The sequence below is a fragment of the Enterocloster lavalensis genome (assembly GCF_046603895.1).
Classification (GTDB): Bacteria; Bacillota; Clostridia; order Lachnospirales; family Lachnospiraceae; genus Enterocloster; species Enterocloster lavalensis.
Genome location: NZ_CP176637.1, coordinates 4,065,504 through 4,081,359, shown reverse-complemented (window position 1 = coordinate 4,081,359; position 15,856 = coordinate 4,065,504). Strand labels below are relative to the sequence as shown.

Here is a 15,856-nt window from a genome sequence, read left to right as displayed (position 1 = left end):
CCCACCGCCAATCCAGCGGTCTCTCCCAGGTGCTTTTTTTGCGCCGCGCTTTTACTGCGCTCTTATTCTAATCCTGCTTCTTTTCCCATTCTTAACGCTATTCCTGCTCTGCGTTTTCCTTCTCCGGTTCCTCCCGCAGCCGCCCATAAATCTTCGCCAGCCGCCGGCATTTCCGAATGGTATGCCCATCCAGCTCGTCGTGCAGCATACGCCATCTCCAGTTTTTCCCAAGTGTGGACGGCTCGTTGACCCGCGCCTCGGAGCCCAGGCCCAGATAATCCTGGACCGGAATCACCGCCAGCCGGGCGACGCTGGACAGCGCCAGGCGGATGAAATCCCAATGAATCTTCGCCAGCGGCGTATCCTCGCTTCCCAGATAGGCCATGGAGAACTCCTTATCCTCAATCTCCATGTGCTTATACCAGCCCACCAGGGTGTCGTTGTCATGAGTCCCCGTGTAAACCACACAGTTGCTATTGTAATTGTAGGGCAGGTAATCGCTCTCCTCCTTGGAATTGAAAGCAAATTCCAGTACCTTCATCCCCGGAAATCCGGTATCCGTTAAAAGCTTGCGCACCGACGGCGTCAGGAAACCCAGATCCTCCGCGATAATGGGCAGCTTCTTGCCGAATACCTCCTGCATCCGCCGGAAAATCTCGATGCCCGGTCCGGGCTCCCAGTGGCCGAACTCCGCGGTGGGATCCCCGTACGGGATCGAATAATAGGCGTCAAATCCCCGGAAATGATCCACCCGAACCTGGTCGTAGAGCTTGAAGCTGTACGCCATCCGCTTCATCCACCAGTCATACCCGGTCTGACGATGGTACTCCCAGTTGTAAAGCGGGTTCCCCCACAGCTGTCCCGTGGCGGCAAATGCATCCGGCGGACAGCCGGCCACCGCCACCGGTTCGTTTTTCTCGTCAAACTGGAACAGCTCCGGGTGCGCCCAGCTGTCCGCCCCGTCAAAGGCCACGTAAATAGGGATATCTCCCACCAACCGGATTCCCTGGGAATTGGCGTATCCCTTTAAACGTTCCCACTGCTCCTCAAACTTGATCTGCTGGAACTCATAGAAACCGATGTCATCCGTCAACGCCTGTCGCCACCTGGCCACCGCCTCCGGACGTCGCATGCGGATATCCTCGTCCCACAGATTCCAGCTCTGCTCCCCAAAATGGTTCTTCACCGCCATGTAAAAGCAGTATTCCCGCGTCTCATCCCCGAGAAGCCGGGCCGCCATATCATGAACCATCTCCACCGCAGCGGTATTCTCCGCAGCTCCACGCTCAGCCGCTGCGCCCGCATTTCCCTCGGCCGCCCCGCCGTCCTCGCCCGCCAGCGTCCCCTTAAACCGCTCATAAGCCTTGCGCAGCAGCGGGAAACGCCCCTCGTAGATCTTGTCGTACCAGACCTTGCGCGGGTCCTCCCCGAAATCCACGGCCTCGCATTCTTCCAGCGTCAGCAGCCCTTCCTCCACCAACCGGTCCAGGTCGATGAAATAGGGATTCCCCGCAAAGGCTGAAAAGGGCTGGTAGGGTGAATCCCCGTACCCTGTAGGGCCCAACGGCAGAATCTGCCAGCAGGACTGCCCCGCAGCTTTTAATGTATCCACAAACTCATATGCTTCTTTTGAAAATGCCCCGATCCCGTACCGCGACGGCAGACTGGCGATTGGCAGCAACATTCCGCATTCCCGCATTCTTAATCTCCTCATTCCTCCGGCTTTTCCGCCGGGTGCACCTGCGGGCCTGTGTCCCGCTTGAAATACCGCCTTATTTTACCATATTTATCCCCTGAAAACAACCGTCTTTCGGTAAGCGGCCGGCGCCTGGCCGTATTTGCGCTTGAACAAACGGTTAAAATAAGAAATATTATCAAAACCGCAGCGCTGGGCGATCTCCGTCACCGTGTCCCCGGTGGAAGCGAGAAACCCCGCCGCCATGGCCAGCCGGTAATCGTTCAGATAGTCCACAAAGGAACATCCCATGTGCTGCCGGAAGAACTTCATAAAATGGGATTTACTGTAAAAACACATCCCCGCAGCCTCCTCCACGGTCAACCGGTCTCCGTAGTGGTCCTCGATGTGCCGCAGCAGCGTTTTGATTTTCTCCCGGTATTTTCTGCTCCCCTCAGGCACCGCCTCCCGGTAGCGGGTAAACACCTGGAACAGAAAACCGAACAGCGCCCCCTTCACCGCCAGCTGGTAACCGTAAGGCCGTTCCCCGCACATATGGTCCATCACCTCAATGCAGCGCATAAACTCCCGGTACCCCGGACTCTCCTGCGTAATGTGCACGGGCGCCTGTCCGCCCTCCATCACCAGCGGGAGCAAAAACTGGGAGGTGCACGCCTCGTCCGCCGAGGCCATCAGCATGGTGGGCTGGAAAATGATATTTTCATACTCCATCGCCTCCCCGCCCAGCTGACCGATTCCATGCAGCTGGCCCGGAAAGACCACCACGGTCTCCCCCGCCTTCACCTCATAAGGGATCAGATCCGCGGTCACCGTACCCCTGCCCTTCTTGACTGTAATCAGCTCCATCTCCTCGTGCCAGTGCACCGGCACCTGCCGGAAATCCAGCGGAATTGTGCAGGGATAAATATTGAAGGGAAAATCCCTGCCCGCGTGCTTTTTGATCTCATGATAATACTCTGTACCGGTCATATCCGCCTCCTCTATGATTGTATTGTACAATATTATCCCACCATGCTGCAAGATTTACCGGATAAAACGTATTATACTTAAGGAAACGTATCACCCAAACCCAAAAACGCCGCCGCCCGGGCCTGCAGGCCGCGCACCTTCCCGCCTGTCTCCCCGCCCTTGGCGGCCGCCTCAAAAAAGGAATGATGACTATGACCAACCATTTGAACGACAAAACAAAACTGGAGCAGAAACTCACCGCCGCCTGCGGCAAACCGCTGGCCCAGTGTTCCTCCCACGAAATTTATGCCGGACTTCTCGCCCTGGTTCAGGACCTGGCGGGAGAGCGCCAGTCCCCGGCGGGCAAGAAAAAACTGTACTATATTTCCGCTGAATTTCTCATCGGAAAGCTGCTCTCCAACAATCTGATCAACTTAGGAATCTACGACCAGGTCCGTGAGATTCTGGCCGGCTCCGGCCACAACTTAAGCGCGGTGGAGGAAATGGAGCCCGAGCCATCTCTTGGCAACGGAGGGCTGGGCCGTCTGGCGGCCTGCTTCCTGGACTCCATCGCCACCCTGGGCCTAAACGGGGACGGCGTGGGACTGAACTACCATTTCGGCCTGTTCAAACAGTTCTTCGCGGACAACAAGCAGGAGGAGGAGCCCAATCCCTGGCTGGAAACTCCGTCCTGGCTCACCAAAACCGACAAGACCTACACCATTTCCTACAAAGGTTTTACGCTGACCTCCCGCATGTACGACATTGCGGTGACCGGCTACAACAACCGCACCAACAAGCTCCACCTGTTTGACGTGGAAACGGTGGACGAAACCGTGGTGGAGGACGGCATTTCCTTTGACAAAACGGACATTCAAAAGAACCTGACCCTCTTCCTCTATCCGGACGACAGCGACCGCGCCGGAAGGGTGCTGCGCATTTACCAGCAGTATTTCATGGTGGCCAACGCAGCCCGCCTGATCCTGGAGGAAGCGGCCGCCAAGGGCTGCAACTACTACGACCTGCCCGACTACGCGGTCATCCAGATCAACGACACCCATCCCACCATGGTGATTCCGGAGCTGATCCGCCTGCTCACCTCCGAGCACGGCCTGGAAATGGACGATGCCATCGACGTAGTCCGCCGCACCTGCGCCTACACCAACCACACCATCCTGGCCGAGGCCCTGGAAACCTGGCCCATGGATTTCTTCAAGGAAACCGTACCCCAGCTGATTCCCATTATGGAAATACTGGACGACAAGGTGCGCCGCCGCTGCGAAGATCCTTCCGTGTACATTATCGGAAATGACGACCGGGTCCATATGGCCCACATCGACATTCACTATGGCTTCAGCGTAAATGGCGTGGCCGCGCTGCACACGGAGATTTTAAAAGAAACCGAACTGAACCATTTTTACAAGCTGTACCCGGAGAAATTCAATAATAAGACCAACGGAATTACCTTCCGCCGCTGGCTGCTCCACAGCAATCCCCGCCTGACCGATTACATTGAAAATCTGATCGGAGACGGTTTCAAGGAAAATGCGGACTGCCTGAAAGCGCTGAACGATAGCCGGTTTTTGAAAAACATCAAGGTCCTTCACGGTCTTTTGGCCGTTAAGGATGCCTGCAAGCAGGACCTGGCCATTTACCTGAAGGAAACCCAGGGGATTGAGATCGATGCCAGCTCCATTTTCGACATCCAGGTCAAGAGGCTCCACGAGTACAAGCGCCAACAGCTGAACGCGCTGTACCTGATCCGCAAATACCAGGAGATCAAGGCGGGGCACCGTCCCACCACCAGCATCACGGCCATTTTCGGGGCCAAAGCCGCGCCCGCCTACACCATTGCCAAGGACATTATCCACCTGATCCTCTGCCTGCAGCAGATCATCGACAGCGATCCGGAGGTAAGCCCCTACTTAAAGGTGGTGATGGTGAGCAACTACAACGTGACGCTGGCGGAAAAGCTGATCCCGGCATGCGACATTTCTGAGCAAATCTCCCTGGCCTCCAAGGAAGCCAGCGGCACCGGTAACATGAAATTCATGCTGAACGGAGCCGTTACCCTGGGCACCGACGACGGAGCCAACGTGGAGATCCATGAACTGGTCGGCGACGAGAATATTTACGTCTTTGGGGATTCCAGCGAGACCGTGATCCAGCGCTACAAGGACGGCGATTACTGCGCCAGAGACTACTATGAGAAGGACGAGAACCTGAAAAATGCCGTGGATTTCATTGTGAGCGAAGAAATGCAGGAGGTTGGCGACCCGGAGAACCTGGAGCGCCTGTACAACGAGCTGCTCACCAAGGACTGGTTCATGACCTTCCCGGATTTTGAAGATTACTGCCGCACCAAAGAACAGGCCCTGGCGGACTATGAGAACCGCACCGGCTGGGCCAGAAAAATGCTGGTCAACATCAGCCAGGCCGGCTATTTCTCCTCCGACCGCACCATCGGGGAATATAACCGGGATATCTGGAAGTTGGAATCCTGAGAAATTTTCATGTGGTGGAGGGTGGGCTGACGGGAGCATCGCATTCGGCAATCGCCCACTAGCTGCGCCAGCGGCCCATCACATTCGACAATCCGCCCCAGTGGGCTATATCGGTCATTAAAATCACCCGCAACGGAAGCAAACCGTCGCGGGTGATTTATTTTATATATATTCATAAGGGTATGGGCGGCGCGCCTGTCAGACGCGCTATCGTTCACACCAGCTTTTCCACCACCGAAGCCGTGGACTTTTCATTATACCGGCTGCACCGCTTGAAGTAGCGCCGGTAATACTCTGTATACATCAGATCGATCAAAAACATCTGGCTGATCTCCGCCGAGGTGGAACCGCTCTGGAACGGCCCTTCATTCGCGCCGCTGAGCAAGGTTACATCCGAAAAGGAGGTCAGAGGCGACTTGACGAACCGGGTCACGCAGATCACCGTGGCCCCCGCCTGTTTGGCAAGCTCCGCCACATGGATGGTGTCCTTGGTGGCGCCTGAGTAGGAGAACAGCACCGCCACGTCCTCCGGCCCCATGACCGAGGCCGCCATGGCCTGCATGTGGGTATCCGGCAGGCAGCGCACCTTGGGTTCGATGCGCAGAAACTTATTCATGGCCTTCATCGCCGTCAGCATACTGCCCCCCACGCCGAAAAAGTAAATGGATTGGGCCGCGTTCAGCAGGTCCATTGCTTTGGAAAATTTCTCCTCATCCAGCAGCGAATACGTCTCGCTCAGCGTCTGCACGTTGGCGTTCAACACCTTCTGGGCCACCTGCTCAAAGGTGTCGTTCAACGTCACATTTTTTCCGGCAAACTGGTCCAGCTCGTCCCCGCCCTCATTGAGGCTCAGACTCAGCAGCATCTTAAACTCCTGGTATCCGTTCAGCTCCAGGGTTTTACAGAACCGAAACACGCTGGTGTCCCCCACGCCGCAGCTCTCCGCCAGGTCCGTGATGGACATGAACAGCGCCCTCCTGGGGTTGTCCAGCACGAAATCCGCCACCTTCCGCTCCGTCTTGGTAAATTGATTGTATGCCGACTTGATTCTGGTGATAAAATCTCCCTGCATCTGAAAATCCCCTCTCTGGCGCACTCCGGTCAAGGCCGGTTTTCGCGAACCACAACCCGTTTTATCCATAATAGGAAATTTCACCCCGTTTTGTCAAGATTTCGTAAGTTTTTTCCACATCAATTCTTAAACTTTTTTTCGTATTTAATTCACCCTTTTTATTTATGGATGTGTTATGATAAGTTGGTATTACCAGAATGACAGGAGACAGCATTATGAAAATGATCACCAAGCTGGCCGGAGCGGCTCTCGCCCTCTGTATCGCCGGCTCACAATACATCGGCGGGGCGGCGGAAATACCGCCCGTTGCCGGCCTCTACCAGGCATTTACCACCACCGGTGACAGCCTCTACCATCCATTTGCCGTCGGCCCCGGCGTCATCAACCTCTCCCCGGCCGACTCCCTGGCGGACCGCCAGTGGGCGCTGAGAAACAACGGGCGTATCCGGCGCACCGAATCCCGCCTGAACCTGGACTCCCTGGATCACATGTATGTGCACAAGGACGATGGCGGCGACGTGGACGCCGTGGCACTTCCGCCCGTGGGGCCCGGGAACTACGACAAGATCAACACCGACGCGGTGGAGGGCATAGATATCAATATTCTCCCTGCCTGGGATTTGTACGAAACGGTGGAGACTAAGCGTCCCGTCACCGTAGCCATCATCGATACCGGTATCGACATTACCCATCCGGATCTGAAAAACGCCATCTGGACCAATGAGGACGAAATCCCGGACGATGGCATCGACAATGACGGAAACGGCTATGTGGACGACGTGCATGGCTGGAATTTCTATGACGGAAACAATACGCTCTACACCGGCGCGGACGACACTCATGGAACCCACGCCGCGGGCACCATCAGCGCGGGCAGGGGCGACGGCGGAATGGTCGGCATCACGGACAACCAATATGTAAAAATCATGGTCCTGAAGGCTCTGGGCAGCGACGAAGGAAAAGGTAACACCCAGGCCGTACTGGACGCCATCCGCTACGCGGAAGCCAACGGCGCCTCCATCTGCAACTTAAGCTTTGGCTCCAGCCACTCCGACGAGGCGATTGCCCAGGTAATCCGCGACTCAAAAATGCTCTTTGTGGTGGCCGCCGGAAACGGGGACGACCGGGAGCTGGGCTACAACATCGACACCACGCCGGTCTACCCGGCCAGCCTGCCCTACGACAACGTGCTCACTGTTGCCAACCTGATGTTTGACGGCAATCTGGACGAAAGCTCCAATTACGGCCCTAAAAATGTGGATATCGCCGCTCCCGGCGTGTACATTTTAAGCACCGCCTCCGACCACGGCTACGCCCATATGAGCGGCACCTCCATGGCGGCCCCCATGGTCACCGGCGTGGCGGCCATGGTCTACTCCTCCCGCCCGGACCTGGATCTCATCGGCGTCAAAAACACCCTCCTAAACAGCGCCCGCAAGACGGACAGTCTGGCGGGAAAGGTGTTCAGCGGTGGGATGCTGGACGCCGGGGCGGCGATGGCGTATGGGAGAGGGAATTAATGAAAGTATACGAGCGCCTGGATGACATTGAGGAGGATTACCGGCTTTTTCTGATTGCACAGGAGCGCATTACAAGCGGAGGCCTGGAACGCGCTCTATCCTTTCATGAGGCCATGGAAAACCTTGATATCTCCGAAATCGACCTGAACGAAGCAGAAACGTTTGAAATCGAATGAGTAATCAGCTCAAATCGCTTCCCTAAGCCGCCTATGAGCCGGAAAACGACGAACAGAATATGACCTTTAAAAAGCATTCTGCCTGGCAGAGTGCTTTTTCATTATATGGCCATACCTCTTGCGCTCTTTTTTGCACTAAAAAACCGGCCCCAGGACATCTGTCCCGGAACCGGCTTTTTTAAATTCACATTACACCGGATAAGCCTTACTATTCTTATCCGCCACAGTCTGATCCACCTTAGTCTGCTGCGCCTCTCTATAAATAAAGAAGTCCTTGGCAACCTGCGGGAACAGGGCGTAGCTGAGTACGTCCTCATCCTGCTGCTTCCACTGCGCGCACTCCTTCTCGAACTGGGGCAGCTGGGGCTCGATGAGATCGGCCGGACGGCAGGTGATCGGCGTCTCGTCGCCGATGATCTTCTTCTGTACTTCCGGATTGAAGGGCTTTACGGTCTGGCCGAACTCGCCCAGCATGATCTTCTTGGATTCCTTGGGAACCATCTTGTAGCGCTCGCCCATGATCACGTTCAGCACAGCCTGGGTGCCCACGATCTGGGAGGACGGGGTAACAAGGGGCGGCTCGCCGAAGTCCTTACGAACTCTCGGGATCTCCTCAAGCACCTGACGGTACTTGTCTTCCTGACCGGCTTCCTTTAACTGGTTCACCAGGTTGGACAGCATGCCGCCCGGCACCTGGTACTGCAGGGTCTTGATGTTTACGCCCAGCACCTTGGGATTGAGCAGGCCGCTCTTTAAGGCCTGGTCGCGGACGGGCTGGAAGTGATCAGCGATCTCTGCCAGCAGGGTCTGGTCATAGCCGGTGTCGTAGGGCGTTCCGCGGAAGGTCTCAACCATAACCTCGGTCGCCGGCTGGCTGGTACCCAGAGCCAGCGGAGACATCGCACAGTCGATGATGTCGCAGCCTGCCTCCACTGCCTTTAAGTAGGTCATGGAAGCCACGCCGGAGGTGTAGTGGGTGTGCAGGTCGATGGGAAGGCTGGTGCCCTCCTTCAGAGCCGTCACCAGCTCAGCCGCCGCATAGGGGGTCAGAAGTCCCGCCATGTCTTTGATACACAGGGAGTCAGCGCCCATGTCCTCGATCTCTCTGGCGATGTTCTTCCAGTAGTCCAGGGTGTAGGCGTCGCCCAGGGTGTAGCACAGCGCGATCTGCGCATGGCCCTTCTCCTTGTTGGTAGCCTTCACGGCGGTCCGCAGGTTGCGGATATCGTTTAAGCAGTCGAAAATACGGATGATGTCAATGCCGTTGGCGATGGACTTCTGTACGAAGTATTCCACCACGTCGTCCGCGTAATGGTTGTAGCCCAGGATATTCTGGCCGCGGAACAGCATCTGTAACTTGGTGTTCTTAAATCCGGCTCTCAGCTTTCTCAGACGCTCCCAGGGATCTTCCTTCAGGAAACGAAGGCAAGAATCAAAGGTTGCTCCGCCCCAGCACTCTACTGCGTAGTAGCCGACCTGATCCATTTTATCCACAATGGGCAGCATCTGGTCCGTAGACATTCTGGTTGCGAGCAAAGACTGATGGGCGTCACGCAGGACGGTTTCCACAATCTTTACCGGCTTTTTCTCTATCTCTGCCATAGTTTATAATCCTCCTAAAATTTCAGTGAAATGTGGTCACGTTAAACTCCAAAGATCGCCATAAATGTACCGGCGGCCACAGCCGTGCCGATTACGCCGGCCACGTTGGGGCCCATGGCATGCATCAGCAGGAAGTTGGTGGGATCCGCCTCCGCGCCTACCTTCTGGGATACGCGGGCCGCCATGGGAACGGCGGATACGCCTGCCGAACCGATCAGCGGGTTGATCTTGCCGCCTGTGATCTTGCACAGCAGCTTGCCAAGAAGCACGCCGCCTGCGGTGCCGAAGATAAAGGCTACCAGGCCCAGGCCGACGATCTTTAAGGTGGTCCAGTTCAGGAACGCCTCCGCGCTGGTGGTCGCACCAACGGAGGTTCCCAGCAGGATCACTACGATATACATCAGAGCGTTGGACGCTGTCTCCGCCAGCTGCTTTACTACGCCGCACTCACGGAACAGGTTGCCCAGCATCAGCATACCTACCAGGGGAGCGGTGGACGGCAGGATCAGACACACCACGATGGTAACGATGATGGGGAATAAAATCTTCTCCAGCTTGGATACCGGACGAAGCTGCTCCATCTTGATCTTGCGCTCTTTTTCAGTGGTCAGAAGCTTCATGACCGGCGGCTGGATGATCGGCACCAGCGCCATGTAGGAGTATGCCGCCACGGCGATGGGGCCCATGATCTGGCTCTGTCCCAGCTTACTGCACAGGAACAGGGAGGTGGGGCCGTCGGCTCCGCCGATGATGGAGATAGCCGCCGCTTCCTTGCCGTTGAATCCCAAAAGGATCGCAAAGAAGTAAGCGGAGTAAATTCCCACCTGGGCGGCGGCGCCCATAAGGAAGCTGATGGGGTTGGCGATCAGGGGACCGAAGTCCGTCATCGCGCCCACGCCCAGGAAAATCAGTGACGGCAGGATACTCCACTCGTCCAGCTGGAAGAAGTACCAGAGGAGTCCGCCGGTTCCGTTGGATGTCTGCTCGGGAGAGTACATAATCTCCGGGTAAATGTTCACCAGCAGCATACCAAAGGAAATTGGGATCAGAAGCAGCGGTTCAAAGCCTTTCTTAATTGCAAGGAATAAGAAAACCAGGGCCACTCCGATCATAGCATAATTGCCTGGCTGCAGATGGAAAAACGCCATCTGGTCCAGGAGGTTGTTCACAATAGTGCCAAAATCCATAATGTTCCCTCCATGTGGATCCACATTGCTGCAAATCCATCCTTATGATTAGTTCAGAGTAGCTAAAACCGCGCCGGATTCAACGGAATCGCCGGTGGATACATTGATGCTGGCAACTGTGCCGTCCTGCGGAGCCACGATGTCGTTCTCCATCTTCATAGCTTCCAGAACCAGGATGGTATCACCCTTCTTAACTGCCTGACCTGCGGACGCCTTAACGCCTACTACCTTGCCGGGCATGGGAGCGGTAACCTTCACCGCGCCTGCTGCGCCTGCCGGAGCCGCTGCGGGAGCGGGGGCCGGAGCTGCCGCCGGAGCCGGAGCCGCCGGGGCCGCCGGAGCTACAGGTGCCGCTGCGGGAGCTGCTGCCACGCCGCTGGCCGCGCCTTCTTCAACCGTTACTGCATATGCTTTTCCATTCACTGTAATTGTATAACTCTTCATGGTTCAATTCCTCCTGAATTGGGTATGATTCTTATTTGATATAAACTAATCGATTATTCAGTTTAATTCTGTTTCCACTTAGAACCGGGAAGCCGGCGGATGGAACGCACCACCAGGCCGTTGGAAGAAGTGCCCTGGTAAGCCGCAATCGCCGCGCTGATCACAGCCACAAGCTCCGCGTCCTCCATCAGGTCCTCCGTCTGCACAGGGGCAGGCGCCGCTGCGGGCGCGGGAGCCGGGGCAGGTGCCGGGGCGGGCGCGGGGGCCGCTTTTGCGTTCTTCTGATTCTCTTCCCATTTATGGATGAACTTAAAGCAGCAGATCAGCAGGCTGATAAATACCAGCACGCTGAACACGGTGCCGATACCCAGGGCCGAATACACGCCGCCGGCCTCCATCTTCTGGGCCGTGGTCTGATTTGCATCGTCGCCGCCAACGGGAAGGATTTCCACCTTCATATCGCTGGTCATGCCGTTGATGTTCATCACATATTTCATTTCGCCTTCGTCAAAGGTAGCGCCCATGGAAACGGTGTAGGTGGTATCCGGAAGCTGCACCACCTTGGCGTTCTCCACATCCAGGCCGTGAATGACGCCGTACTCGCTCTTGGCCTCTCTTATGACCTCCAGCGCCTCCGCAAGGCCGTCATTGCCCTGGGCCTTGTAGAAATCCCGCTGGATCAGCAGGCTCTCCTCATTGGCAATCAGAATGCTGACCGCCTGCTGGAGTACCATCTGCTCCGTATAGGCATCCGCCGCCACGCCCTCGGTGGAAATCTTAGGCGCTTCCGCGGCATTATCCTCAGCGGAGCAGGCCGACAGGCTCATCAGGCAAGCCGCCGTCAACAGCGCTGCCGCCGCTCGTTTCAATAATCCTTTCATATGCCTGTCACCTCTCTTTAAACCGTGCCATGCTTTTTAGACGGACGGTCCTCTCTTTTTGTGAACAGCATCTCAAACGCTGCGATCACACGCTGGCGGGTCTCCCCGGCCTTGATGATATCGTCGATATATCCTCTCCTGGCTGCTGCCAGAGCGCTGGACTGAAGAGCGGCGTACTGGGCGGTTTTCTCATTGATCAGCGCCACGCTGTCCTCAGCCGCCTCGATCTCCTTGGCGTACATGATCTTCACGGCCTCGGCCGGGTCCATCATGCCGATGGCCGCGTTCTCCCAGGCGTACACCACATCTGCGCCGATGGACTTGCTGCCCATGGTCAGATATGCGCTGCCCAGCGCATCCTTCACGATCACGGTCACCTTGGGAACGCTGGCGTTGGCGTAAGCGTAGGTCAGACGGCCCGCAGCCTTGGCGATCAGCTTCTCGGTGCACTTGCTGGCCTTGTAGCCCCTGACGTTCACCAGAGACAGCACGGGGATGTTGAAGGAATCGCAGAAGTTGATGAAGTCCGCAGCCTTGTCGCAGCCCTTCGCAGACAGCACCGGCTCGTACTCCGCGGTTTTCTCTCCGTTCTCGTAAACCTCGCTGCGGTTTGCCACACAGCCGACGGTGGTTCCGTTCAGACGGATAAAACCGGTCACCATAGAGGGGTCATAGTTCTTCTTAACTTCCATGAAGAAGTTGTTGTCGGAAATGATGGACAGCGCCAGCGCGGTATCGCCTGCGCAGCCTGCCAGCTCGCCGCTAATGCGGTTTAAATCGTCCTGGCACTCGCCGTAGGACATGTCGTCCTCATTGTTGGACGGCAAAATGGACACCAACGTGCGGATCTGTCCGAGAATGGAAGCCTCGTCGCCTGTGAAATCCACCAGGCCGGCCTCTGCGCTCTGGAACGCCGCGCTGGAGGTGTCGCACTTGGATGTATAGTTGCCCTTGAGCGCGTTGGGAGCGTTCACAAACAGCTTCGCGGACTTGTCCTCCATGAAGGTGAAATCCGTGATCGCCGCGGACACTGCCATGCCGCCGCCGCAGGTGCCGAAGATCGCGGAAATCTGCGGAATCACTCCGGAAGCCATGGTCTGATTTAAGTACACCTGGCCGAAGCCTGCCAGCGCATCCGTCGCCTCCTGGAGACGAAGTCCCGCGCAGTCGATCAGTCCGATCACCGGAGCGCCCATCTTCATAGCCATGGAATAGATATTGGAAATCTTCTTGGCGTGCATTTCGCCCATGGAACCGCCCAGTACGGAAGCGTCCTGGCTGTACACATACACGAGGCAGCCCTCAATGGTACCATAACCGGTCACCACGCCGTCGGCAGGGGTCTCCTGCTCAGTCATGTTAAAGTCTGTGGTTCTGGCGGTGATGTACGCGCCGACTTCAACAAAACTGTTTTCATCAAGCAGTGCCGCAATCCGGCTGCTTGCTGAAGCTTGTGCTGAATTACTCATATTGCAGTCCTCCATAAAAAAGTATTTTACAACTTAGGCGGCGGCATCTGAAAAGCCGTCGCCTAAAGAATACAAAAATCTTGCCGATTATAATTATATATTCATTCTGTGCAAATATCAAGACATTTAAATCAAAAATGGTGAAGGATTTAACAACTTTTTTCCTTATAACCTATATAGCAAAAAACTTATCGTGTATAACCTGTACAGCTTTTTCCGCGTCCCTGCGCTCCACAAGCACGGATATTTTAATTTCACTGGTGGAGATCATGTTGATGTTGATGCCCGCGTCGTAGAGCGCCTCAAACAGCTTGGCCGCCACACCCGGATTGCCGATGACGCCCGCGCCCACCACGGACACCTTGGCCACGTCCGCATTTGTCTCCAGCACGCGGAACCGGATGCGCTCCTGGTTCTCCCGAAGCAGCTTCTCCGCCATGGCCAGGTCGGACTGGGCCACCGTGAAGCAGATGTCCTTGCCCTCCTCGTGGCCGATGCCCTGGAGAATGATGTCCACGTTGATGTTGTGCTGGGCCAGCAGGGAAAAGACCTTGAAGGACGTGCCGATCTCATTGGGCACCCCCAGAAGCGCGATCCGCGCGATATTTGTGTCCTTTGCCACGCTGCTGATATATGATTTTTCCATTCGTTTTGCAACCTCCTTCACCTTTGTGCCCGGATTTCCCGAAAAGCTGGACAGAACTTCCAGGCTCACATTGTATTTCTTTGCCATTTCCACGGAGCGGTTGTGCAGCACCTGGGCGCCCAGGGTAGCCAGCTCCAGCATTTCATTGTATGTAACCTCGTCCAGCTTCCTGGCGTGGGGCACCAGCCGCGGGTCCGCGGTGTAAACGCCGTCCACGTCGGTGTAAATCTGGCAGAGATCCGCGTGCAGGGACGCAGCCAGGGCCACGGCCGAGGTGTCCGATCCGCCCCGCCCCAGGGTGGTGACGTCGTCGTAGCGGTTGATCCCCTGGAATCCGGTCACAATCACGATCCTGCGGGCGTCCAGTTCCGCCTCGATGCGCTCGGTGTCCACCTTCTTGATCCGGGCGTTCATGGACACGGTGTTGGTCACCATGCCGGCCTGCCACCCGGTGAGGGACACCACCGGGAATCCCAGCGCCTCCACGGCCATGGCGCAGAGGGCCACGGAAATCTGTTCCCCGGTGGACAAAAGCATGTCCATCTCGCGCGTGGACGCGCCGGGATTGATCTCCCTGGCCTTCTCAATCAGTTCGTCGGTGGTGTCGCCCTGAGCGCTCAGCACGGCCACCACCTGGTTTCCCGCCTTATAGGTATCCGTGATAATCTGCGCTACATGGCGCAGGCGGCCGCTATCCGCTACGGATGTGCCGCCAAATTTTTGTACAATCAGGCTCATGAATCAGTTCCTCTCTCTCTGTCTGTATGATCCTTGTCCGGGACACCGCTCTTCTCTCCGGCGGCGCGCCCGGCCTGCAGCTTTTTCAGAAGCATTTCCGCTTCCCTACCCATCTGCAGGTCTTTTCCGTGTTTGGCGGCGTAGGCCAAATGTTTCTTTGCCTCTCCGGTTCGGCCCAGGGCCAGCTCCATCCGCCCCAGGTCAAAGGCCTGCTGCACCCGGGTAAGGGGGGTATCCTTCACCTGCTTTATTTCCCGGCAGGCCCGGTAAGCTCCCTCCAGGCCCTCCTCCTGAAAGGCCCGGCTGATCCGCTCCGTCCGTTCCGCGTGCTGAATCAGCAGGCCTGTGCGGCCACCAGCCACCCCGTTTGCCGCGTAACGCATGTCCTGGAGCGCTTCCCGCAGCGCCTCCGTCTCCATATGGTGGCTATAATAGCTGACCATCACGCCATGGCAGATCAGCTCCTCCACCGGGGTGGGCTCGCAGCGCAGCAGGCGGCTTATCAGCTCCCGCGCCTCCTCCCAACGCCCCATATAACACAGGGCCGTGGCAAAATTGGCCGCCAGTCTCCCGCAGCCTCCCTCCCGAACGCTCTGTTTGGGCATCCGTGCCTTCTGCAGCCTCAGGGCGCTCTCGTACATCAGCCCCGCGTACAGCCGCGGATCGCATCTCTTCTCCATGACCCCCAGAATTCTGTTGCTGCCAACTAAGCCCAGCAAGAATCCCGCCAGCGAAACCCCAAGGGCCAGCAGCATAAGCAAAAAATGGGTTTTCAGATCGACCCCGGTGATAAGCTCGAAGGCCGTAAACACCACAATCAGCCACAGACCGGCCACCTGAAGCATTTTCCCGAAGGCGCCCCAGCGCGTAAAACGGGCCAAATCCTGTGGATCGGCCCGATCCGTATAGAAGGGTTCCAGAAGCTCCCGCACCGGAACCCGAAATGTCTGTTTCAAATCAATCTCCCAACCTT

At 56.7% G+C, this 15,856-nt stretch carries 13 protein-coding genes; 3 read left to right on the top strand and 10 right to left on the bottom strand.

The window, feature by feature from the left end:
- Positions 1–97: 97 nt before the first annotated feature.
- Complete coding sequence (gene malQ, locus ACK2JC_RS18220; RefSeq protein WP_368272089.1) at positions 98–1,699, bottom strand: 4-alpha-glucanotransferase; 1,602 nt, start codon at positions 1,697–1,699, stop codon at positions 98–100.
- 87 nt (positions 1,700–1,786) lie between these two features.
- Positions 1,787–2,665 (bottom strand): AraC family transcriptional regulator, encoded by an 879-nt coding sequence (locus tag ACK2JC_RS18215; protein WP_320935992.1) that lies wholly within the window; start codon positions 2,663–2,665, stop codon positions 1,787–1,789.
- A gap of 182 nt (positions 2,666–2,847) precedes the next feature.
- Here ACK2JC_RS18215 and ACK2JC_RS18210 point away from each other — a divergent pair, with 182 nt between their 5' ends.
- A complete protein-coding gene (locus ACK2JC_RS18210) occupies positions 2,848–5,148 on the top strand; it encodes a glycogen/starch/alpha-glucan phosphorylase (protein WP_368271465.1) in 2,301 nt (766 codons plus the stop codon).
- A gap of 214 nt (positions 5,149–5,362) precedes the next feature.
- On the opposite strand, the gene ACK2JC_RS18205 is transcribed toward ACK2JC_RS18210, so the two are convergent.
- The gene (locus tag ACK2JC_RS18205; protein ID WP_368271466.1) at positions 5,363–6,220 is read right to left on the bottom strand and encodes a MurR/RpiR family transcriptional regulator; all 858 of its coding nucleotides are present in this window, start codon (positions 6,218–6,220) and stop codon (positions 5,363–5,365) included.
- Positions 6,221–6,435: 215 nt separating this feature from the next.
- On the opposite strand from ACK2JC_RS18205, the gene ACK2JC_RS18200 reads away from it, so the two are divergent.
- Together ACK2JC_RS18200 and ACK2JC_RS18195 are read left to right on the top strand one after the other, a co-directional pair.
- The gene (locus ACK2JC_RS18200) at positions 6,436–7,740 is read left to right on the top strand and encodes a S8 family peptidase (RefSeq protein ID WP_368271467.1); all 1,305 of its coding nucleotides are present in this window, start codon (positions 6,436–6,438) and stop codon (positions 7,738–7,740) included.
- Positions 7,740–7,916, top strand: coding sequence for a hypothetical protein (locus tag ACK2JC_RS18195; protein ID WP_368271468.1), 177 nt, complete (start codon positions 7,740–7,742; stop codon positions 7,914–7,916). Before ACK2JC_RS18200 ends, ACK2JC_RS18195 begins: the two co-directional genes overlap by 1 nt.
- A 189-nt stretch (positions 7,917–8,105) precedes the next feature.
- Here the strand turns inward: ACK2JC_RS18195 and ACK2JC_RS18190 are convergent, their stop codons facing one another.
- The 7 genes from ACK2JC_RS18190 to ACK2JC_RS18160 form a co-directional block, all read right to left on the bottom strand.
- On the bottom strand, positions 8,106–9,518 hold the full coding sequence (locus ACK2JC_RS18190; protein ID WP_092361516.1) for an oxaloacetate decarboxylase subunit alpha: 1,413 nt from the start codon (positions 9,516–9,518) through the stop codon (positions 8,106–8,108).
- Positions 9,519–9,559: 41 nt separating this feature from the next.
- A complete protein-coding gene (locus ACK2JC_RS18185; protein ID WP_007716983.1) occupies positions 9,560–10,705 on the bottom strand; it encodes a sodium ion-translocating decarboxylase subunit beta in 1,146 nt (381 codons plus the stop codon).
- 48 nt (positions 10,706–10,753) lie between these two features.
- The gene (locus ACK2JC_RS18180) at positions 10,754–11,149 is read right to left on the bottom strand and encodes a biotin/lipoyl-containing protein (protein WP_117778044.1); all 396 of its coding nucleotides are present in this window, start codon (positions 11,147–11,149) and stop codon (positions 10,754–10,756) included.
- Between the two features lie 62 nt (positions 11,150–11,211).
- Positions 11,212–12,030, bottom strand: a complete 819-nt coding sequence (locus ACK2JC_RS18175; RefSeq protein WP_368271469.1) for an OadG family protein — start codon at positions 12,028–12,030, stop codon at positions 11,212–11,214.
- 17 nt (positions 12,031–12,047) lie between these two features.
- Positions 12,048–13,499 (bottom strand): acyl-CoA carboxylase subunit beta, encoded by a 1,452-nt coding sequence (locus tag ACK2JC_RS18170; RefSeq protein ID WP_368271470.1) that lies wholly within the window; start codon positions 13,497–13,499, stop codon positions 12,048–12,050.
- 172 nt (positions 13,500–13,671) lie between these two features.
- The gene (locus ACK2JC_RS18165; protein WP_092361524.1) at positions 13,672–14,883 is read right to left on the bottom strand and encodes an aspartate kinase; all 1,212 of its coding nucleotides are present in this window, start codon (positions 14,881–14,883) and stop codon (positions 13,672–13,674) included.
- Entirely contained in the window at positions 14,880–15,839 is a 960-nt protein-coding gene (locus ACK2JC_RS18160) for a hypothetical protein (RefSeq protein WP_276954088.1), read from the bottom strand. The genes ACK2JC_RS18165 and ACK2JC_RS18160 overlap by 4 nt, the downstream gene beginning before the upstream one ends.
- Between the last annotated feature and the right edge of the window lie 17 nt (positions 15,840–15,856).